Origin of the sequence: Paenibacillus sp. FSL R5-0810, assembly GCF_038002285.1 — a bacterium.
Lineage (GTDB): Bacteria > Bacillota > Bacilli > Paenibacillales > Paenibacillaceae > Paenibacillus_AQ > Paenibacillus_AQ lactis.
Window position 1 is genome coordinate 4,974,923 of record NZ_JBBOCF010000001.1, and the last position, 21,051, is coordinate 4,995,973.

The following is a 21,051-nucleotide window of genomic DNA, read 5'->3' on the forward strand; positions in this document are numbered from 1 at the left end:
AAAGTCTATTCCGGCAGCTTACGCTGACCGTATTTGTACCGCTTCGCTACGGAAGCGAGGTACTCCATAGAAAGGAGGTGATCCAGCCGCACCTTCCGATACGGCTACCTTGTTACGACTTCACCCCAATCATCTACCCCACCTTCGGCGGCTGGCTCCCGTAAGGGTTACCCCACCGACTTCGGGTGTTGTAAACTCTCGTGGTGTGACGGGCGGTGTGTACAAGACCCGGGAACGTATTCACCGCGGCATGCTGATCCGCGATTACTAGCAATTCCGACTTCATGCAGGCGAGTTGCAGCCTGCAATCCGAACTGAGACTGGCTTTTTAGGATTGGCTCCACCTCGCGGCTTCGCTTCCCGTTGTACCAGCCATTGTAGTACGTGTGTAGCCCAAGTCATAAGGGGCATGATGATTTGACGTCATCCCCACCTTCCTCCGGTTTGTCACCGGCAGTCACCTTAGAGTGCCCACCTTAAGTGCTGGCAACTAAGATCAAGGGTTGCGCTCGTTGCGGGACTTAACCCAACATCTCACGACACGAGCTGACGACAACCATGCACCACCTGTCTCCTCTGTCCCGAAGGCCGCCTCTATCTCTAGAGGATTCAGAGGGATGTCAAGACTTGGTAAGGTTCTTCGCGTTGCTTCGAATTAAACCACATACTCCACTGCTTGTGCGGGTCCCCGTCAATTCCTTTGAGTTTCAGTCTTGCGACCGTACTCCCCAGGCGGAATGCTTAATGTGTTAACTTCGGCACCAAGGGTATCGAAACCCCTAACACCTAGCATTCATCGTTTACGGCGTGGACTACCAGGGTATCTAATCCTGTTCGCTCCCCACGCTTTCGCGCCTCAGCGTCAGTTACAGCCCAGAGAGTCGCCTTCGCCACTGGTGTTCCTCCACATATCTACGCATTTCACCGCTACACGTGGAATTCCACTCTCCTCTTCTGCACTCAAGTCCCCCAGTTTCCAGTGCGTCCCGAAGTTGAGCCTCGGGTTTAAACACCAGACTTAAAGAACCGCCTGCGCGCGCTTTACGCCCAATAATTCCGGACAACGCTTGCCCCCTACGTATTACCGCGGCTGCTGGCACGTAGTTAGCCGGGGCTTTCTTCTCAGGTACCGTCACTCTCATAGCAGTTACTCTATGAGACGTTCTTCCCTGGCAACAGAGCTTTACGATCCGAAAACCTTCATCACTCACGCGGCGTTGCTCCGTCAGGCTTTCGCCCATTGCGGAAGATTCCCTACTGCTGCCTCCCGTAGGAGTCTGGGCCGTGTCTCAGTCCCAGTGTGGCCGTTCACCCTCTCAGGTCGGCTACGCATCGTCGCCTTGGTGAGCCGTTACCTCACCAACTAGCTAATGCGCCGCAGGCCCATCCTCAAGTGACAGATTGCTCCGCCTTTCATAACTCTGCCATGCAGCAGATTTAATTATCCGGTATTAGCTACCGTTTCCGGTAGTTATCCCAGTCTTGAGGGCAGGTTGCCTACGTGTTACTCACCCGTCCGCCGCTAACTCTCAGAGAAGCAAGCTCCTCATCGAGTCCGCTCGACTTGCATGTATTAGGCACGCCGCCAGCGTTCGTCCTGAGCCAGGATCAAACTCTCCAATAAGGATCATCCGAGGATGATCGATTGAAAGAGCGATTAAGCTCATTTAGAAAAACTGACGAGAATTCGTTCAATTCTCATTTATGCTTCACCATCCGACAAACCGAAGCCTGTCCAATGATGCCGCAATGGATTTTACAAGTAAAATCCTCACTCACTCGTTGTTCAGTTTTCAAAGATCAATCAGTGTTTCTTTTCGTCATCCGCATCTCAGCGGCGACTTTTATAATATATCATACTAGCTTGCTATTGGTCAAGACTTTTTTTGAATTATTTCATAACCAATCTTTGTCTTGCCATCCACCCTGCTAGCAACCCGAATCAAACGGGCGAACATTAATGTATCATAGATTCGAGCGCCGCGTCAACTACCCAAATATCGTTAATTTTAATCCGATCAGCAGAGCAACTCCCGGCAGCCCCAATATCATAACCGTACCAATGGTCATCGGATTCAGCGGTATATAGACTTCCGTAAAGATCCCTGAGAAATTCACGACGTAGATCCCTAGTGCAGACAAGGCCAGATGCGCACCGAATACCGTCATCCAACCAAAACCGAGCTTCCTCCGAAAGATGATATAAACGAGCAGCAGTAATGATATGCACAGCACAGCTAGAACAATCAGCTTCATCTAAGTCCAACTCCTTTCCTCTTAATCGATCCTCGGGTTGCGCCTACCTTTACCCGTTCCCCCGCTGCTGTTCAAGCTTCTGCATAAATACAGAGTTAATATTCAACTGCTTAGCCTGTTTTAAATTCATCTGATACTTCCGTTCTGCCGCTTCCAGCATATAGATGGCGTAATCAATCTGATCCTGTCCTGTCGCCTCCTGGAACATCATATGTGCCCGCTCCCATTCCATCTGGGACTTGCGGACGTCCATAAACACATGCCACATCCGCTCCTGCTCCTCAGCCGTTATATATACTTCCTGTTCGTCTTTCTTCGCTGGTCTCCACCATACTCTCATCTGGCTCACCCCTTCGTTATTGGTCACAGCTTGATCAGACCGTCTGTAACATTCATATAAAGGGGAGGACAAACTTAGAACATAAACCTGCGAGCACTTGAACAAGCCATCTTCGGTAACCAGCCTAATTACATAAAAAAAGCGAGCATCCGGTTTAAACCGGATACCCGCCTGTATTAAAATCGCAACAATCCAACGGGAGAGACCCCTTAGGGACCCCTCCCGTTAATTTGGCATGTGTAACTAACGCTCTGCAGCTTCCGCCTATTTAAGGCTAAATGGCACCATGACATTTTGGATGAACCTGCAGGCTGACAGCCATAATAATAATGTATGAGGTCAATTCAACTCGCGCCGTCCCTCAAGTGCCTTGGATAGCGTCACTTCATCCGCATACTCCAAGTCACCGCCGACAGGCAGCCCATGCGCGATCCGGGTTACTTTAATATCAAAAGGACGAACCAGTCGCGATATATACATCGCCGTGGCTTCCCCCTCGATATTCGGGTTCGTTGCCAGAATCAGCTCCTTCACCCTTTCATCGCTAAGCCGGGTGAGAAGTTCTTTCAAGCGGATTTCATCCGGCCCGATCCCCTCCATTGGCGATATCGCTCCATGCAGCACATGATAGTAACCGTCAAACTCCTTCGTGCGCTCCATAGCCACTAGATCCTTCGCATCCTGCACGACGCAAATCACGGATGCGTCCCTCGTCTTGTCCTGGCATACCCGGCACGGATCCGTATCCGTAATGTTGCAGCATACCGAGCAGTAATGCAAATTCCGCTTGACGCTCACCAGCGCTTTGGCAAAATCAATGACATCGTCTTCCTTCATATTCAAAACGTGAAAAGCCAGGCGGGCAGCCGTCTTCGGCCCCACACCCGGCAGTCGCGTAAAGGCGTCGATGAGCTTCGCGATCGGTTCGGGATAGTACAAATGTAACTACTCCTTCTAGGTTAGATTAGAACAAGCCCGGGATTTTCATGCCGCCTGTGAATTTGCCCATGTCTGCATTAGCCAGCTCTTCCGCTTTCGCAAGCGCATCGTTCACCGCGGTCAATACCAAGTCCTGAAGCATTTCCACATCATCAGGATCAACGGCCTCCGGCTTGATGTTAATGGACAGAATTTGCTTATGTCCGTTAGCCTCTACCGTAACAACGCCGCCGCCGGAAGTGCCTTCCACCTTTTTCGTGGCGAGTTCTTCCTGTGCCTTCAGCATTTGCTCCTGCATTTTCTTAACCTGCTTCATCATTTGGTTCATATTATTCATGAGTCATCTCTCCTTCATATAGGGTGCACGCGATTAAGCGTACTAGTCTTTTATGACAACGAGGTCTTCACCAAAAAGCTGGATCGCCTCATCAATCCAAGGTTTTTCTCCGTTCTCTCCGGCCTCTTCATGCTCCAGCTTCAGCTCTTCGGCCTGGGGCTTTCCTACGCCCTCCACCGCTTCACTCCAGTCCCGGAGCATCATCGTAACGAGCCTGTACGGCTTGCCGAGGCAAGACTCCAGCACACTCTCGATCACCTGCTTGTTGGCCGGCTTCTCGGTCGTTTCGCGGTGGATGTTGTTTTTAAACCCGACAAGCACATTGTCTTCCCATACGGAGACCGGCTCCCCATCCATCAGCCAAGCATGGACCGTAACCTTCGTTTCCTTAACATTCTGCAAAATCTGCGGCCACTGCCGCTGCACGGCAGTAAAGGCCTCACTGCTTCGGGAAGCGACATACTGATCCATATGCTGCGGTATTTTGGCGGTGGACGCTACCTTCGGCGCTGGCGTTCTTGCCGGCTTGGCAGCTTCACGTCCGGCACCAGCAGGCACTCCGTTCTGCATGACACGCTCCAGCTTCTTCTCCAGCGCGGCAACCTGCTGCTTCAGCTTGGCCACCTCGCCCGCGTCAGCAGCACTGCCGGCTTGCGCGGAGCTCTGAGCCGAAGCTCCTGCCGATTGAGCGATGCCCGATAACTTCAACAGAGCGACTTCAAACAGCGTCTGCGGCTGCGAAGCGTACTTCATCTCCCCCTGATAGCGGTTCAGCGTATCGATCATCTGAAACAGCTCTTCACGGCTAAAGGCGCCTGCCATCTCTTGAAACTCCGCCGGATTCAGCACACGATCCGTCAGCTTGTCGGCATCCGGAACCATCTTGATCATCAGCAGGTCGCGGAAATAGTACAGAAGGTTCTCCATGCACTTGTCAGCGCTCTTCCCTTCCTGCATGAACTGCTCCACGATCTGCAGCACGAGTCCCGCATCGCCCTGCTTCAGGGCTGCGGCCAATCGGCCGAACTGTTCGGAGGCGATGCCACCCGTCATGTCCAGCACCTGCTGATAGGATACCGTGCCGCCGGTAAAGGAAGCGATCTGGTCCAGGATGCTCAGCGCATCGCGCATCCCGCCGTCGGAAAGTCTGGCAATATACGAGAGCGCCTCGGGCTCAGCCGTAATCCCTTCTTCCGTACAGATCCGCTCCAGCCGACCCGTCTGCTCATCAAGCGAAACTCTCCGGAAATCAAACCGCTGACAACGCGAAATAATGGTGGCAGGAAGCCGATGCGGCTCCGTGGTGGCCAGTATAAACATCACATGTGCCGGCGGCTCCTCGAGCGTCTTCAAGAGCGCATTGAACGCTTCTGTTGTCAGCATGTGTACTTCGTCGATAATATAAACCTTGCGCCGCACCTCAGTTGGTGCATATTTGACCTTCTCCCGCAAATCCCGGATTTCTTCAACGCCGCGGTTGGAAGCCGCGTCGATCTCTTGGACATCCATGACAGCTCCTGCGGTTATTCGCCGGCAGGCTTCACATGTATTGCAGGGTTCCTCAGCCGGACCATGCTCACAGTTCACGGCTTTGGCCAAAATTTTAGCGGCACTGGTCTTACCTGTGCCCCGCGGACCGCTGAACAGGTAGGCATGGGACACCCGCTGCTCGCGAATAGCATTCTGCAGGGTTTGGATGATATGCTGCTGGCCCACCATGTCGCTGAACGACTGCGGCCGCCATGCACGATATAGCGCGATATGTTCCACTGTGCTTTACCCTCTTTCAACTTCCACTTCACGTTGTTTTTCGAACGGACGGATCCATCATCCGGACTAACCCGTATCGAAAACATACGCGCATCGTTGTTTGCTACTTCGATTCATCAGACCAACGCATCAACAGCCATCAGCTGACGGATATTATTATACTACATTCTATACTACTTTCCCCTGCCTTAGCAAAACGTTTAATTGGAAATCTTTATCCAAATTAATCGACATGGATCGACGCACAGAACATGTTCTAGAATTGCACGCCGTACCTGGAAAAATACCATTTCTTCCACTGGATATCCTTACAGAGCTTCATCGTCTATTCATCCACTAACCAAAAACACCCTTGCCTTAGGCAAGGGTGTTAGAGTAGATGCTATGTAATACCGTGCACCTGTTATTGATAATTGCGATCCGAGCGGCAATCCTGAACAGCAACTCGGGCTAGGCACTCCTCCGGCACAAGAGCGGGCTTGCTTATGGCTGCTTCCTTCCGGACCTGACCAGGTTCACAAGTGCTCATTGCGGAGGACCCAACCGTCAACATTGTGCGCAGGGACCAGCCTCACATCGACAATACCTCTAACAGGAATTCAACCTCGCTACAGCGGATTGCGAGTTACAGGGCACCGCTACCTCCCCATCTAGCACGGCGAACTTTAGTATAGCGCATGGGCACCAAAAATGCAACCGACGGAAGAAGTTGTTAACCCCCGCCCTGCCATAATAAAACAAAAACCCTTCGGCCAGTAAAGGCGAAGGGCTTGTTATTAGATACCGTATTTCTTTTTGAATCTATCAACACGACCGCCAGCATCCAGGAATTTCTGCTTACCTGTGAAGAACGGGTGACAGTTAGAGCAAATCTCGACACGAAGATCCGGCTTTACAGAACCTGTTTCGAACGTGTTACCGCATGCGCAGGTTACTGTAGTAACGTGATATTTCGGTTGAATCTCTTGTTTCATTATACCTTTCACCTCTTTCCGCCCTGAGCCTCATGCGGACCCAGAGTTATATGGACACATAAAATCAGTATATCACGGCATTTTTCATTGCGCAATAGCCCGCACACAAATACTCAGCCGAGCCCAAAACTGGATCCAGGACCTGATTTTAGGAGATCCTCGCAAACATGCTTGCTCAAGCATCGTTTTTAAGCAGCGTTTACGAATGGCTTACCATCCTTCATCTACGAACAAGATGGACAAATCTCTACCGACAGCTACATTAATTAGCTCATTAAAGGCTTTTTCTTAGGCCGCGCCTGACCGGCGGGCGGAACATGCGTGTAGGAACCGATCACAACATCAGGCAGCTCGGCCTGCATAATTTCAATGGCTTGCTTCATCCCAAGAATCTCTCCCCGTGCCGGCGGTATCAGCTCAAGATAGCTCTCCGGATCAATGTTCAGATTCCGAAGCTGAATGAGACGAAGTCCGGTACGGCGGGCAAACTCGATCATCGCTTCAAGCTCTTCCTCGCGATCCGTTACGCCGGGGAAGATCAAGTAGTTGATCGACGTATACACGCCTTGATCGGATGCGTAGCGCAAAGATTTTTCCACATTAGCTAATGTGTAGGCCCGCGGCTTGTAGTATGCGTTATAGTGATCATCCAGCGCACTGATCGTACTTACCCGCATAAGATCAAGCCCTGCATCGACAATGCCGCGGATAAAGTCGGTCAGACCCGCATTTGTATTGATATTGATATAACCCATGTCGGTCCGGGAACGAACCTCTCTCATTGCCTCGATAATGATCTTGGCCTGCGTGGAAGGCTCACCTTCACAGCCTTGGCCGAAGCTGATAATTGAATCCGGCGTCTTGAGATGCTCCATCATAACCTGCACCAGCTCATCCACCCGTGGTCGGAAGTTCATCCGCGTCTGAGGCGCAACGAAGCCGCTGTCATCCGGTTGTTCCGATATGCAGCCAAAACAGCCCGCATTGCAGGAATAGGATACCGGCACAGCGCCCTCCCAGCGATTCAGGAAGGTGTTGGAGGCGGTAAGGCATTCATACCCGAGCGCACAATTCGAGAGATGCTCGTACAACCGGTTATCAGGATACTTCTCGGTCAGCCGCTTTACTCCAAGCTCAAGCTCATTCAGATCGCAATTAACCGGATTCCACTTCTCCGGATCATCGGACAGCCGGGCCGTTGTATAGAAGGCTCCGTCTTTCCACACGACGGCGGAATATCCGAAGAGCGGGAGCTTGTATTCCTTGTCGGTCTTTACATACCCAGGCAGGCACAGGCGGGTAAAGCCCTGCGGAAGCAGAGCACCTACCGCGGTATAGCCCTCCTCCAGCGGCAGCATCTCACCGCTCTCGGGATCCATTCCGATGGCGCGGGTGTTCGGCAGTCCGACCAGCGTTGCCCCTTCCGGCAATGGAATTAATTCATCCTCCAATATTTCAACGATCATATCTGCGCTGCGGGCTAACCCGAACAGCTCGGGATGATCATAGACGTTTCCTTGTTCATCTGCGTAAACCAAATACATGTTGATCTCCTATTCTCCGGCTTTCGTACTCGGGATTAGCTTTGAGGGGCAGCCGTCTGCGATGCACGGGACGGACGTCTGGCCGGATTGCCCGAGCTGCCCGATCCGCTGCTGTTCGCACTGACATCAAATGCTGCCAAAAATTCCGCGTTGTTTTTGCTGTCACGCATTTTTTTCAAGAAGCCCTCCACGAAATCGGCCGAATCGTTCATGTTCTTACGAATGGCCCAGATCGTATCCAGCTCCTCCTTGTTCAAGAGCACTTCTTCACGCCGTGTGCCCGAGCGGCGAATGTCGATTGCCGGGAAAATACGGCGTTCCGCGAAGCGGCGGTCCAAATGAAGCTCCATGTTTCCTGTACCCTTAAATTCCTCGTAAATGATATCATCCATGCGCGAGCCGGTATCCACCAGCGCGGTTGCCAGAATCGTCAGGCTTCCGCCTTCCTCCACGTTCCGTGCCGAACCGAAGAAACGCTTCGGACGATGGAACGCCGCAGGATCAATACCACCGCTAAGCGTTCTGCCCGATGGCGGGATGACCAGGTTGTAGGCACGGGCAAGACGGGTGATGCTGTCAAGCAGGATCACGACATCCTTCTTATGTTCCACCAAGCGTAATGCACGCTCGAGCACCAGTTCAGCCACTTTAATATGGTTCTCCGGCAGCTCGTCGAACGTGGAAGCAACCACCTCTCCCTTGACTGAGCGCTGCATGTCCGTTACTTCCTCCGGACGTTCGTCGATAAGCAAAACAAACAGTTCGATATCTGGATAATTGGTTGAGATGCTGTTGGCAATTTCTTTTAAGAGGAGCGTTTTCCCTGCTTTGGGCGGTGCCACAATCAAACCGCGTTGTCCTAGACCTACCGGTGCGAGCAAATCCATGATTCGGGTGGACAACTGATTAGGGGATGTTTCGAGAACAAGCTTTTCTTGCGGGTATAGAGGAGTCAAGGCTGGAAAGTGCAGTCGTTCTGCCGCTACCGCAGGATTCTCGCCGTTGACGGCATTCACCTGAAGCAGACCGAAGTATCGTTCATTCTCTTTAGGCGCCCGGCATTTGCCTGAAACCAGATCACCGGTACGCAGATCGAATTTGCGGATCTGGGATGCCGAAATATAAATGTCTTCCGTGCTCGGCAAGTAATTGATCGGTCTGAGAAATCCGTAGCCCTCCGGCAAGATTTCAAGCACGCCCTCCATGAACATTAAACCGCTCTGTTCAGCCTGGGCCCGAAGAATGGCAAAAATCAGTTCCTTCTTCTTCAACTGCCCGTAGTACGGAATCTGGTATTTCTTGGCCAGCTTATATAGATCCGTTAGCTTCATGCCTTCCAAATCGGATATTTGTAAATCCATTTAATAACCACCTATTCAATTTTTTCGTGTCTTTTCACGTTCAAGCCTTCAATATGATTGTAAAAAAAGTCTATCATTCTATGAGTTACTTTACACTTTACTAGATAAGCATTACCCAAATTAGAGGGAGATATGCAGTAAAGACGGCATATTTCCCTCATCCTGGGTGAAAATTATTCTTCTTCGGTCTCGCGCCATACGTCGGCCCCGAGCATGCGGAGGTTCTCGACCAAATGGTCGTAGCCGCGGTCAATAAATTGTACGCCGCTGACCTCGGTTACGCCCTCCGGCACCGTAAGCCCTGCAATGACCAACGCCGCGCCGGCACGGAGGTCAGTCGCTTTGACCTTCGCTGCATTCAGCGGGCCTCCTTCGATAATCGCGGAGCGTCCCTCCACACGAATCTTGGCGCCCATCCGAATCAGTTCCGGCACATGCTTGAACCGGTTGCTATATACAAAATCACTAAGAACGCTGACTCCCTCGGCTTGCGTAAGCAGACTGGTCATCGGCGACTGCAGATCTGTTGCGAATCCGGGATAAATCAGGGCTTTAACATCCACGTGATTGTATCGGTCTTTGCCGATTACGCGGATGCTCTCATCCAGCTCCTCGATGCCGACGCCCATCTCGATCAGCTTCGCGGTTAACGCTTCCAGATGCTTCGGAATAACATTGTCGATGAGAACATCGCCGCGAGTGGCGGCAGCGGCAATCATGTAGGTGCCGGCTTGAATCCGATCCGGGATAATCGAGTGACGGCAGCCGTGCATTTCCGTAACGCCTTCAATCCGGATTGTCTCCGTTCCGGCGCCTTTAATGACGGCTCCCATTGAGTTTAGAAGGGTAGCAACATCTATGATTTCAGGCTCTTTGGCCGCATTTTCGATAATTGTGGAGCCTTTGGCTTTGGCAGCCGCCAGCATGATATTAATCGTCGCGCCGACACTGCTTACATCCAGGTAGATCTTAGCGCCCCGCAGCTCCTTGGCATGCAGATGAATGGAACCGTGCTCATTCGTCACGGTTGCGCCAAGCGCTTCAAACCCCTTGATGTGCTGGTCGATCGGGCGAGGTTCAAAATTACAGCCGCCCGGCAGGCCGATCACGGCTTCTTTAAATCTTCCAAGCATAGCACCCATCATATAATAGGAGGCGCGCAGTTTCTTCACGGGTCCGTTGGGCATCGGAATAGACTTGATATCAGAAGGGTCGATTCTCATCTGATTGCCTTCCCATGATACCTCTCCGCCGATATCTCTCAGCATTTCGGCGTACACCGCCACGTCGCTGAGCAGCGGCAAGTTATCGAGTATGACTTCTGAATCCGCCAGGATTGCGGCAGGAATTAACGCTATAGCACTGTTCTTGGCACCGCTGATGGTGACTGTGCCTCGCAGTGGGCGTCCACCGCTGATCATCAATTTTTCCATAAGCTTTCGGGTCCCCCTACATCACTTCGCAGCCGGAAATGGTTCTGATGGCAGTCGTTCGTAAGTAAATGAAAAGGAAAGTGCACCGCAAGAAAACCGGTGCCTTTCCAATTCAAGGTGCAGCATAAGACAGCCTAAACATATATCTTAGATGATTCCAAATCTACTGTTATAGCCGCCAAGGGCAATAAGGGATTCGGAATAGGTATGGAATTTAAGCTTTGTTGTTGGAGCCGAACTCGCGGATTTTGCCGACAACCGTTTCTTTGATCGCTTCACGGCCTGGCTTCAAGAACGTACGAGGATCGTAAGCTTCTGGTTTAGCGGCGAGCACTTCGCGAACCACTTTCGTGAACGAAATTTGGTTCTCGGTGTTGACGTTGATTTTGGAAGTACCGAGCGAGATCGCTTTTTTGATATCATGCGTCGGGATACCTGTTCCGCCATGAAGAACGAGCGGAAGCTTCACGGCATCGCGAATTTCCTCCATCTCTTTGAAACCGAGGTTTGGTTCGCCTTTGTATGGTCCGTGTACGGAGCCAAGCGCAGGTGCCAGCGTGTCGATGCCCGTCTCGTTCACGATGCGCACGCAGTCATCAAGCTTCGCGTACATAACATCGCCGATTACGTCATCTTCTTGGCCGCCTACCATGCCCACTTCTGCCTCAACGGATACTCCCTTGGCATGAGCATACTCGACAACTTGCTTCGTTGTTGCAATATTTGTGTCGATCGGGCTGTGGGAATCATCGATCATGACCGAAGTGAAGCCCGCGTCGATCGCTTCTTTACATTTCTCGACACTGGATCCATGGTCCAGATGAATCGCTACTGGAACCGTGATTTTCAGGTCTTCCATCAGACCTTTAACCATGTGCACAACGGTGCTGAAGCCGCCCATGTAACGTGCTGCGCCTTCAGAAACACCGAGAATAACCGGGGATTTCTCTTGCTCAGCCGCTTCCAGAATCGCGTAAGTCCACTCAAGGTTGTTGATGTTATACTGACCAACAGCATACTTGCCTTCGAGCGCTTTGTTCAGCATATCTGTCATTGATACTAATGGCATGGTTTCATCCTCCTAAAGATGCTTAGTTTGTCTATGGTTTAAAGCCGACATAACATACGCATATATTATACCACATCGCGTCGTAAATACTAAACAAGCATTTCCCGAATCCCCTGCATCACATATTGGCAAAAAAAAGAACTCCGCCATTGAAGCAGAATTCATAGCTTAACCTATCTTGTTCGCCGCGCCTTTCAGCTGCATATTGACGGCCTGCCGCATCTCGTCGATATCAAAGGGCTTCGTAAAGTGCATCAGCGCGCCGAGATCCGTCGCTTCCTTAATCATATCCAGCTCGCCGTAGGCCGTCATCATGATGACCTTGATATCCGGATTCATCTGTTTAATATGCTTTAGAATCTCAAGCCCGTCCATCCCCGGAATTTTCATATCGAGCAGTACCAAATCCGGCGCATGCAGCTTCACGATCTCCAAAGCCGCCTTGCCGTTGGCGGCCTGGAACGTTTCATATCCCTCGCTGCTGAACACTTCCACTAGCAGAATCCGAATTCCGTTCTGGTCATCCACGATCAACACTTTGTGTTTGCTTGGTTCGTTCATTCTTCAAAGCCTCCCGATCCTTAAATGGCATTGATGATACGCAAATCTAAGAGCCCTTAACGCCCCATAAACCGACCATTATCTGTATTCGCCCGCTGTAGTCGAAATCCTTCCTTACTTTCGAAAAATTTCTGGAAAATAATGCCCTGCCAAAACACAGAAATACCCATTGCTGTTAAAAGGTATGATGCCTGCTCAGCATAAAAAATCCCCTTTAAGCAAACCGCCTCAAGGTCTGCTTAAAGGGGACTATTATGCGTTGGAATGGGCGCAGTCTGCTATAGCTCGCCGATTACACCTGATGCTGAATCGAAGCTTTCACGAATTCGCGGAACAGCGGCTGAGGGCGGTTCGGACGCGATGTGAATTCCGGATGGAATTGCACGGCAAGGAACCAAGGATGGCCCGGCATCTCCACGATTTCGACCAGACGTCCGTCCGGCGACGTCCCGGAAATGCGCAATCCTGCCTTTTCAATGTCCTCGCGGTATTGGTTGTTGAACTCATACCGGTGACGATGTCTCTCATACACCAGCTCGTCCTTGTAGCAGGCTTCGGCCAGCGAGCCCGGAGCCAGCTTGCACGGATACAAGCCGAGGCGCATCGTTCCGCCCAAGTCCTCGACATCCTTCTGCTCCGGCAGAAGATCGATGACCGGATATTCGGTGGCCGGATCGATTTCGGAGCTGTTCGCCCCCTGCAATCCCAAGACGGAACGGGCGTACTCGATTACCGATACCTGCATGCCAAGGCAGATGCCGAAGAACGGAATGTTGCGCTCACGGGCATACCGGATCGCGCTGATCTTGCCTTCGATCCCCCGATCGCCGAATCCGCCCGGTACGAGGATGCCCCCGACTCCGTTCAAAGCTTCTTCCACGTTCTCGTCCGTAATCTCCTCGGCATTCACCCAGCGGATCTTCACTTCGGCATTGGCATCGAATCCGGCATGCGACAAAGATTCGACCACGCTGAGGTAAGCATCATGAAGCGCCACGTATTTACCCACGATGGCAATCTCAACCGTCTTCTCCAGCTTGGATACGCGCTCAACCAGAGCCTCCCATTCACTCATGTCAGGCGCCGGCGTAGTCAGCTTCAAGTGGTTGACGACAATCTCGTCAAGACCCTCGTCACGCAAGTTCAGCGGCACCTCGTACAGAGAGGACGCATCGCGGCATTCCACAACTGCGTTCGGATCGATGTCGCAGAAGAGCGCGATTTTGGCTTTCATCTCCGTCGAAAGCTCATGCTCCGTACGGCATACGATGACATTCGGCTGAATGCCAATGCTGCGGAGCTCTTTCACGCTATGCTGGGTCGGCTTCGTTTTCACTTCGCCGGCAGCTTTAATAAATGGAATGAGGGTTACATGGATATACATCACGTTCTCGCGGCCGACATCACTCTTGATCTGACGGATCGCTTCAAGGAACGGAAGGCTCTCGATATCGCCGACCGTACCGCCGATTTCGGTAATGACCACATCCGAGCCGGCTTCACGTCCTGCACGGAATACGCGCTCCTTGATTTCATTCGTAATATGCGGAATGACCTGTACCGTACCGCCCAAATATTCGCCGCGGCGCTCCTTGCTGATTACCGAGGAATATACTTTCCCTGTCGTAACATTGCTGTTCTTCGACAGATTGATATCGATGAATCGCTCATAGTGCCCGAGGTCCAGGTCGGTTTCCGCACCGTCGTCCGTTACGAATACTTCGCCATGCTGATAGGGACTCATCGTGCCCGGATCTATATTAATGTACGGATCGAACTTCTGAATCGTTACCTTGAGTCCTCTGTTCTTCAGCAATCGGCCGAGCGAAGCGGCGGTAATTCCCTTCCCGAGAGATGATACAACCCCGCCTGTTACAAAAATATACTTTGTCACTGTTAAAAACCCTCCTATATAATCTCCATAACTTCAGGCGACATATGATGTTTATCCTAACCCGTTTTCCCCAGATTCATCAGAGGGGACCAACAAAAAGCACGGCCCGCTTCCCTAAGGGTGAGCGAGCTGACCTCCGACCTATTACAAACCGTCCCCGCCTCTTCGCGTGGGCAATCCATCCAGGCGGCCCACGATAAGCACACAGATCTTCCGATCATGCGTATTCGGGCAGGAACAGGTTCTGATACCTTCATCCTTGTCTTCTGCAAAGACTACATCCAGATCGATCATGAGGTCTTGTAGAAGACATCCCTATGAGCAAGGATGCGTCCTCCTTCCGAAGACACCCCTACACCTGCTCATAAAAACAAAAAAAGTGACCCCGAGTAGTAACGGGGCACTTTTATATTAAACATATTTTAATCCACAATCATAAGCCCAAGCAATAGTTTACTCTGTGCCTTGTCTGCTTGTCAAGGGAAGAAACAGGCTTAAAATCCCCCTATTTCCCAATCCCGTTCACGACCTGCTGAAACTGGCCTCGGCAAGTCATATTCCAAGGTATTCGATCACGGATTAATCCAGATCTTCCTCTTCGAATTCCTCGCCATCCAGATTCTCTTCTTCCTCCGCTTCGGCATCCTCATCGTCCAAATCGTCGTCATCGATCACGACATCGTCGTCAACGTCAGCGTCAGCATCGTCGTCCTCGGCGAAGAGATCGTCATCTTCGTCATCCAGGCTGTCGTAATCGTCTTCGACGTCATCCACGCTGTACGTATCCTCTTCATCGGTGAAGTCATCGTCGTCATCGTCTTCATCATTGATGATGCGAGGGCGCTTGGCGTTCGCAATCGGATCCTCGGAGCGCTCCAGAGGATACCAGCGCTTCAATCCCCACAGATTCGTTCCAACGCAAGCGAAACGTCCGTCTATATTGATCTCGGTATATAACTGGGCAATCGTTTCGTTAATCTCTTCTTCCGTAAAGCCGCGAAGCTTGGCCACCTCATTCATCAGGTCACGGTAATAATACGGCGTATTGGCCGCCTTCAGAACCATAAAAGCCAGGTCAACCATCGGGATTTCCTGGATCTTCTCCGGATCGATCTTTAAATTGAGCGGATTACTCACTAACGCACACTTCCTCTCACACAATCTTCACGTTATACCCTCAACATATCCATTATCAAAACTAAGTAAAACCTATTTAAACATAAAAATCAAGTTTTTATGCGGTTGGCATCTTATGCATGGAAAAAGGCGGAGACTCATCGTCTCCGCCTTCCGACTGTATCCGCCCCTAGGATCGACTCCTTACGGGATAGATGAAAGAACCTCTGCAGGCTCCCTCCATGTATCTTATGTTCGCCCTATCGCTTTGACACGCGAAACAGGGCCTATTTCCCGGAAAAAGGGCTGCGTCCCATTCGGGCTCCCTCCCCGGCTCATACAATACTGAAGCAACGGTTCATCGAGAAGGGAGATTGCCACACATGGACTACACCCGGATCATGCAATCACTACTTGCGGAGACGAACCCTATGCGGAACGTCCGGGGAGAGAACCGGCGGCTCCTGACGTTTCATGACCCTAAGCTGTACCATGCGTGCATCAGCGAATGGAAGCGACTCACCGGAAAAAGCCGCCTCGACGGTTCAGTCAGCTTCTCGCCGCTTGTCCGGACCATCATCGCTCCGGCGTCCCAAACTGCAAAGCTTGAGGCGGAATTCCGGAACGAGCTGATGATCGAGGAGGATCACCAGGTTCATATCCAAGCGATACAGGGAAGCATTGGAACGCTAACCGGGATCCCATGGGGAATCAAACAGATCAAAGCCCCGCAAACCTGGTCAATCTCAACAGGTCATCGGATCAAGATTGCCGTTATTGATACGGGTGTGGATTTCGCCCACCCGGATTTGAGATACTCCCTGACCAAGGGGGTCAATCTCGTTAACCGGAACATCCCGCCATATGATGACAACGGGCACGGCACGCATATATCAGGCACGATTGCTGCAGCGAACAGCACGCAAGGCATGATTGGCGTTGCGCCCAGATCGGTGGTCTACCCGGTGAAAGCCTTTGATCACAATGGGTCGGCCTTTGTATCGGACATCATAACGGCGATTGACTGGTGTGTCCGGGCCGAGGTCAATATCATCAATATGAGCTTCGGCATGCAGACCCGGAGCAGAACCTTGCTTGATATCGTCAGCAAGGCCAATCAGGCAGGCCTTATTATCGTTGCATCCTCCGGAAATGACGGCAAGCGCCGCACGGCCGATTACCCGGCCCGCTACCCCCATACCATTTCCGTTGGAGCAACCGACCGGAACCGCAAAATCCCCGCGTTCAGCAACCGTGGGCAATTTGTCGATATCTACGCCCCCGGCGACAAAATCGTATCCACGTGGCTGCAAGGCAAATATCATGAGATGAGCGGCACCTCCATGGCCACATCGCATATCAGCGGAACAATCGCACTGCTCCTCGCCCAAAAGCCTGACCTTAAACAGGCGACGGTCAAGTCCCTGCTGCGCCGCACCTCCACCCCTCTTAAACTGAAGAAGGGCTTCAGCGCTTCCGACGGAGAGGTAAATGCCCTGAAGTTTTTGCGCGAGGGCATGAAATTATAGAACGCTTCGGCATGCCCGAATCGAATAGCTCCCGTACGCCGCTGCCTATAGAAACAGCCGCTTTCCATCATGGATAAGCGGCTGTCGATGATTATGCGTATGGTCGAATCCTACATCCGTTCCGGCGCCGATACGCCGACCAGGCGCAGCACGTTCGCGATAACCGTGCGCACGGCTCCCAGCAGCGCAAGGCGTGCCTGCGTCTGCTCCGCATCCTCGGTAATTACGCGCTGGGCTTTATAATAGCTGTGGAACAGCGAAGCCAGCTCGTATACATAACGGATGATCCGGTGCGGCGCGTAGTTTTCGGCAGCAACCGACACCTCTTGCGGAAGCTCGCCGATTTTGCGCAAAATGTCATATTCATGCTCCGCCGTGAGCACGCCGAGGTCAACCTCGGAAAGCGGAAGGAGCGCAATCCCTTGCTCCTCCGCTTGGCGGAATACGCTGCAAATGCGGGCATGCGCATATTGAACGTAGAACACCGGATTTTCATTGGAGGTGGAAACCGCCAGGTCCATGTCGAAATCGAGATGGGAGTCCATGCTCCGCATCGTGAAGAAGTAGCGGATCGCATCCACGCCTACTTCATCCATCAGATCCTCCATCGTGACCGCTTTGCCGGTACGCTTGGACATCTTCACCTTCTCGCCGTTCTGGAACAGGCTGACCATCTGCGCGATCAATACCGTCAGCTTTTCCGGATCGTTGCCCAGCGCCTCCATGGCCGCCTTCATGCGGGGAATATAGCCGTGGTGGTCAGCGCCCCAAATGTTGATGATGCGGTCATAGCCGCGCTCGTATTTGTTGCGGTGGTAGGCGATGTCCGGCGTCAGATAGGTGTACGTCCCGTCATTTTTAACCAGGACCCGGTCCTTGTCATCCCCGTAGTCCGTTGTGCGCAGCCAGACCGCTCCGTCTTTCTCATAAGCTTCGCCCTTGGCCTTCAGCTCCTCGAGCGACTTCTCCACCAGTCCGTCCTCGTACAGCGAGGTTTCGCTGAACCATTCGTCAAAATGCACGCGGAACCGATTCAAATCGCGCTTGATCTTGTCGAGCTCCTTCTCAAGCCCGAATTGACGGAAAAATGCGGTCCGTTCGCCGGGATTCATCGCCAGAAGAGAATCGCCCTTCTCTGCGACAAGCTCTTTGGCAAAGCCCTTGATATCTTCGCCGTGGTAGCCGTCCTCCGGCATTTCAGCCTCTTGGCCAAGCTCCTGCAAATACCGCGCTTCTAGCGATTTGCACAAATTGACGACCTGGTTGCCTGCATCATTGATGTAGTACTCCCGCGTTACTTCATAACCCGCATAGTCCAGCACGTTGCACAGCGCGTCGCCGACTGCCGCTCCGCGGGCATGTCCAAGATGGAGGCTGCCCGTCGGGTTGGCGCTGACAAACTCCACTTGAACCTTCCGGCCTTGGCCGATATCGACGCGTCCGTAACGCTCCCCTTGCTCGTGAACCAGGGCAACGACCGGGTAAAGATAGCTTTTGTTCAAGGTAAAGTTAATAAAACCGGGCCCGGCAATCTCGGCCTTCTCAATCGAGGCTTTCGCCGTATCCAAATGCTCCAGGATCGCCTCGGCAATCTGGCGCGGGTTCTTCTTGGCGATCCGGGTCAGCTGCATCGCTGCGTTCGTAGCCAAGTCCCCATGCGATTTATCCTTAGGGACCTCCAGCGTAATTGCCGGAAGCTCCTCGCGGGATACCAGTCCGGCAGCGACGGCGGCATCGGCCACCGCTTCCGCGACCAGCCCGTTAATATGGTCTAGTGGATTCAATGTCATGATTCATGAGCCTCCTGAATAGTCAAACTTATGGAAAAGTGCCCCGAAAACTCATCGAGCACGTATAGATCATACACCCATGCAGCGCGTCCGGACATACCTTCAACGGCAAGCTCCAGGCGCTGAGTGTGCGTAGACAGATTAAACGAGGTGAATGGAGAACGGTAAAATCCCGGCAGCCTCTGTCCTAATCTGAACGTCTGTTCAGATTCCACTTCCCCATGGCGGATAAGCTTCAGCTCATCTTCGGTCAGCTTCAGCATCGCCCGGGTTTCTCCCTGATGCGGTCCCATCTTCGGTTCGATATACCGGACATACAAGGCCTTCCCTTTGGAGATCACTTCAGCCGGTAGCTCCTGAACCGTATTCTCGCCTTCGTGAAGACTTTGAAGACGGATGGTCGCTTGTTTTCGGTCGTTCATGATACGCTCCTCTTTTTTCTACCTATTGTATTAATATATCCAGTATGGGCCGGCAATTCAAATGAGGATGGTACAATACTTCAGAAATTATACTTCTTCATGCAGGGTTTGCGCCATACTTTGCGACAAAAAGCCTGCTTATTTTCCATGCCGCCCCTCACGGCATCAGGCTACCGGCCGACCTTCTGTTCTAAAAGCAGGGATAAGAAAAAGCTTGGTTCCCCAGGGAACCAAGCTTCCATAAATTACAGGGGCAGCAGCGCTACCTTCTCCCGCTGCTTGAGCTTTGCCACCATATCAAGCCATGCTTGCGGCTTTTCCGGCAGGACGGCGTAGTAGCGCGTCAGGAAATTCACGATCAGCTCGGCAGGCAGCTCCGACATGCTGTCATCGCTCGGCATGAAGCAGAAGTCCAGGCCGGTTACCGCCTCTCCGTCGTTGTTCCAGGACGGGTGAACATAGTCGATATCGGTACGTTTGTAGCCAAGATGCGAGAGCACCTCGCGCCGTACAAACGGATCCATCGGCTTGATTCCGCCGAATTCGTAGTCGCTGACCCGATATGGATCATAGATTTCGGCGAACATGCCCAGCAGTTCTTTCCCGTTGGCGGCCGCAAGGGCATGCAGGTCCTTCAAACGATGCTGCGCCAGGAACCGGCCGATGCCGAGTCCTTCCCGGCCGATGATCGTAAAGTCGGTCATCGCCACGTTCCAATCCTCGTAATACCGGTACTCGGTCGTCCCGACCACTTCTCCTTCATGCAGCGCTACAAACACGCGGATGCCGGGATCCTCAAACGGCTCCTTCCACAGCTCGTATTCCAGCACCTCCTCAGGCGGGAACACCTCTTTCATCAGATTGTGCATGCTGCGAAACAGCGGGTCCTCGATACTAGTAATCCGAATATATTCCATGACTGCAAAGCCCCCTTCATTAATGGTCGTAGATTATGACTCTTCATCCGTGCGTAACATAGCTATGGAAGACTTCAATTAAGCCCGCCCCGTACAGCTTTAAACGGATTGCGCCATTCCATCAAAGCCCCGTAATTGCATGACTCCTCATCCTCCAGATAATCGGCCGCGACGCCGATCGGCGTGCGCCCGCAGCGAAGCAGGAACGTAATCACCGGGTCATGCAGCTTCCCCTGGACGATCGCCTCCAGATAGGATTCGGCACTCATCCTGTCCGCATACTTGTGATAGCCCGGCATCCGGCCGCCGCCCAACAGGCGGTCCAGTCCGCGCTGCACGGTCACATGGTACAGCGACTGGATCAGCCATTTGCCCAGCCCCAGTTTACGAAACCGGGGTCTCACGCATATATCCGCGATATAAAGCGTATTGCCGTCCGGTTTATGGGTCCGGATATACCCGTTGTCCGTTGTATCCGCCCAGGAATGAGCCGGCTCCGAAGGATCGTAATCCACGATCAGCGAGGTAATCGATCCGGCCAGCACCCCGTCTGCCTCCACGCATAACGCGCCCTCGGGAAACCGGGTTACATGCTGGGTCAGCTGTTCCTTGTTCCACCACTGCTCGGATGGATACGGCGGCGGGAAGGTTTCGGATTGAATTACGATCAGCTCGTCGAAATCGTCCGCCGTATAGCCGCGAATGACAACCGGTACCGGCCGGTCGCCGTCAAATACGTAAAACCGCTGAAAATAGCTGCTCATGCCGCCCCCTGCCTTTCCGTGTTTTGTAGCGATCC

Annotated in this window: 18 protein-coding genes, 1 rRNA gene and 1 other RNA gene; 1 reads left to right on the forward strand and 19 read right to left on the reverse strand. The window is 52.4% G+C overall.

Annotated features, from left to right (window positions below; translation table 11 throughout):
• Positions 1-70: 70 nt before the first annotated feature.
• The 15 genes from MKX76_RS22120 to rpoE all read right to left on the reverse strand — a co-directional run bounded on the left by MKX76_RS22120 (position 71) and on the right by rpoE (position 15,615).
• Positions 71-1,624: ribosomal RNA gene (locus tag MKX76_RS22120) — 16S ribosomal RNA — on the reverse strand.
• Between the two features lie 365 nt (positions 1,625-1,989).
• Entirely contained in the window at positions 1,990-2,256 is a 267-nt protein-coding gene (locus MKX76_RS22125; RefSeq protein WP_007133123.1) for a pro-sigmaK processing inhibitor BofA family protein, read from the reverse strand.
• A 49-nt stretch (positions 2,257-2,305) separates the two neighbouring features.
• Entirely contained in the window at positions 2,306-2,596 is a 291-nt protein-coding gene (locus MKX76_RS22130) for a DUF2508 family protein (protein WP_028407137.1), read from the reverse strand.
• 339 nt (positions 2,597-2,935) lie between these two features.
• Positions 2,936-3,535, reverse strand: a complete 600-nt coding sequence (recR, locus tag MKX76_RS22135; protein WP_007133125.1) for a recombination mediator RecR — start codon at positions 3,533-3,535, stop codon at positions 2,936-2,938.
• 25 nt (positions 3,536-3,560) lie between these two features.
• The gene (locus MKX76_RS22140; protein ID WP_007133126.1) at positions 3,561-3,872 is read right to left on the reverse strand and encodes a YbaB/EbfC family nucleoid-associated protein; all 312 of its coding nucleotides are present in this window, start codon (positions 3,870-3,872) and stop codon (positions 3,561-3,563) included.
• 42 nt (positions 3,873-3,914) lie between these two features.
• Positions 3,915-5,642 carry a DNA polymerase III subunit gamma/tau gene (gene dnaX, locus MKX76_RS22145; RefSeq protein ID WP_007133127.1) on the reverse strand — a complete coding sequence of 576 codons (1,728 nt, stop codon included), beginning with the start codon at positions 5,640-5,642 and terminating at the stop codon, positions 3,915-3,917.
• A gap of 392 nt (positions 5,643-6,034) precedes the next feature.
• An RNA gene (gene ffs / locus MKX76_RS22150) (signal recognition particle sRNA large type) lies at positions 6,035-6,301 on the reverse strand.
• 117 nt (positions 6,302-6,418) lie between these two features.
• Complete coding sequence (gene rpmE, locus MKX76_RS22155; protein ID WP_028406562.1) at positions 6,419-6,616, reverse strand: 50S ribosomal protein L31; 198 nt, start codon at positions 6,614-6,616, stop codon at positions 6,419-6,421.
• A 266-nt stretch (positions 6,617-6,882) separates the two neighbouring features.
• On the reverse strand, positions 6,883-8,160 hold the full coding sequence (locus MKX76_RS22160) for a radical SAM protein (RefSeq protein WP_007133128.1): 1,278 nt from the start codon (positions 8,158-8,160) through the stop codon (positions 6,883-6,885).
• 35 nt (positions 8,161-8,195) lie between these two features.
• The gene (gene rho, locus MKX76_RS22165) at positions 8,196-9,521 is read right to left on the reverse strand and encodes a transcription termination factor Rho (RefSeq protein WP_007133129.1); all 1,326 of its coding nucleotides are present in this window, start codon (positions 9,519-9,521) and stop codon (positions 8,196-8,198) included.
• Positions 9,522-9,694: 173 nt separating this feature from the next.
• The gene (locus MKX76_RS22170) at positions 9,695-10,954 is read right to left on the reverse strand and encodes a UDP-N-acetylglucosamine 1-carboxyvinyltransferase (RefSeq protein ID WP_007133130.1); all 1,260 of its coding nucleotides are present in this window, start codon (positions 10,952-10,954) and stop codon (positions 9,695-9,697) included.
• Positions 10,955-11,168: 214 nt separating this feature from the next.
• Entirely contained in the window at positions 11,169-12,023 is an 855-nt protein-coding gene (fba, locus tag MKX76_RS22175) for a class II fructose-1,6-bisphosphate aldolase (protein WP_007133131.1), read from the reverse strand.
• Positions 12,024-12,191: 168 nt separating this feature from the next.
• Positions 12,192-12,584 carry a response regulator gene (locus MKX76_RS22180; protein ID WP_007133132.1) on the reverse strand — a complete coding sequence of 131 codons (393 nt, stop codon included), beginning with the start codon at positions 12,582-12,584 and terminating at the stop codon, positions 12,192-12,194.
• 292 nt (positions 12,585-12,876) lie between these two features.
• Entirely contained in the window at positions 12,877-14,478 is a 1,602-nt protein-coding gene (locus MKX76_RS22185) for a CTP synthase (RefSeq protein ID WP_007133133.1), read from the reverse strand.
• Between the two features lie 579 nt (positions 14,479-15,057).
• Positions 15,058-15,615, reverse strand: a complete 558-nt coding sequence (gene rpoE, locus MKX76_RS22190) for a DNA-directed RNA polymerase subunit delta (protein WP_007133134.1) — start codon at positions 15,613-15,615, stop codon at positions 15,058-15,060.
• Positions 15,616-15,977: 362 nt separating this feature from the next.
• On the opposite strand from rpoE, the gene MKX76_RS22195 reads away from it, so the two are divergent.
• The gene (locus tag MKX76_RS22195) at positions 15,978-17,123 is read left to right on the forward strand and encodes a S8 family peptidase (protein ID WP_007133135.1); all 1,146 of its coding nucleotides are present in this window, start codon (positions 15,978-15,980) and stop codon (positions 17,121-17,123) included.
• A 110-nt stretch (positions 17,124-17,233) separates the two neighbouring features.
• Here MKX76_RS22195 and argS read toward each other — a convergent pair whose 3' ends face one another.
• From argS to MKX76_RS22215, 4 genes are all read right to left on the reverse strand, one after another.
• A complete protein-coding gene (argS, locus tag MKX76_RS22200) occupies positions 17,234-18,913 on the reverse strand; it encodes an arginine--tRNA ligase (protein ID WP_341034622.1) in 1,680 nt (559 codons plus the stop codon).
• The gene (locus MKX76_RS22205; protein ID WP_007133137.1) at positions 18,910-19,335 is read right to left on the reverse strand and encodes a DUF1934 domain-containing protein; all 426 of its coding nucleotides are present in this window, start codon (positions 19,333-19,335) and stop codon (positions 18,910-18,912) included. The genes argS and MKX76_RS22205 overlap by 4 nt, the downstream gene beginning before the upstream one ends.
• A 245-nt stretch (positions 19,336-19,580) precedes the next feature.
• Complete coding sequence (locus MKX76_RS22210) at positions 19,581-20,252, reverse strand: GNAT family N-acetyltransferase (RefSeq protein WP_341034623.1); 672 nt, start codon at positions 20,250-20,252, stop codon at positions 19,581-19,583.
• Positions 20,253-20,326: 74 nt separating this feature from the next.
• Positions 20,327-21,016: a GNAT family N-acetyltransferase gene (locus tag MKX76_RS22215; protein ID WP_341034624.1), complete on the reverse strand. Its 690-nt coding sequence runs from the start codon at positions 21,014-21,016 to the stop codon at positions 20,327-20,329.
• Between the last annotated feature and the right edge of the window lie 35 nt (positions 21,017-21,051).

Excerpts from the sequence above, each read along its gene's own strand:
- MKX76_RS22125 (WP_007133123.1), bottom strand. The coding sequence starts at position 2,256 with ATGAAGCTGATTGTTCTAGCTGTGCTGTGCATATCATTACTGCTGCTC.
- MKX76_RS22130 (WP_028407137.1), bottom strand. The coding sequence starts at position 2,596 with ATGAGAGTATGGTGGAGACCAGCGAAGAAAGACGAACAGGAAGTATAT.
- MKX76_RS22140 (WP_007133126.1), bottom strand. The coding sequence starts at position 3,872 with ATGAATAATATGAACCAAATGATGAAGCAGGTTAAGAAAATGCAGGAG.
- rpmE (WP_028406562.1), bottom strand. The coding sequence starts at position 6,616 with ATGAAACAAGAGATTCAACCGAAATATCACGTTACTACAGTAACCTGC.
- MKX76_RS22160 (WP_007133128.1), bottom strand. The coding sequence starts at position 8,160 with ATGTATTTGGTTTACGCAGATGAACAAGGAAACGTCTATGATCATCCC.
- rho (WP_007133129.1), bottom strand. The coding sequence starts at position 9,521 with ATGGATTTACAAATATCCGATTTGGAAGGCATGAAGCTAACGGATCTA.
- MKX76_RS22170 (WP_007133130.1), bottom strand. The coding sequence starts at position 10,954 with ATGGAAAAATTGATGATCAGCGGTGGACGCCCACTGCGAGGCACAGTC.
- fba (WP_007133131.1), bottom strand. The coding sequence starts at position 12,023 with ATGCCATTAGTATCAATGACAGATATGCTGAACAAAGCGCTCGAAGGC.
- MKX76_RS22180 (WP_007133132.1), bottom strand. The coding sequence starts at position 12,584 with ATGAACGAACCAAGCAAACACAAAGTGTTGATCGTGGATGACCAGAAC.
- MKX76_RS22195 (WP_007133135.1), top strand. The coding sequence starts at position 15,978 with ATGGACTACACCCGGATCATGCAATCACTACTTGCGGAGACGAACCCT.
- argS (WP_341034622.1), bottom strand. The coding sequence starts at position 18,913 with ATGACATTGAATCCACTAGACCATATTAACGGGCTGGTCGCGGAAGCG.
- MKX76_RS22205 (WP_007133137.1), bottom strand. The coding sequence starts at position 19,335 with ATGAACGACCGAAAACAAGCGACCATCCGTCTTCAAAGTCTTCACGAA.
- MKX76_RS22210 (WP_341034623.1), bottom strand. The coding sequence starts at position 20,252 with ATGGAATATATTCGGATTACTAGTATCGAGGACCCGCTGTTTCGCAGC.
- MKX76_RS22215 (WP_341034624.1), bottom strand. The coding sequence starts at position 21,016 with ATGAGCAGCTATTTTCAGCGGTTTTACGTATTTGACGGCGACCGGCCG.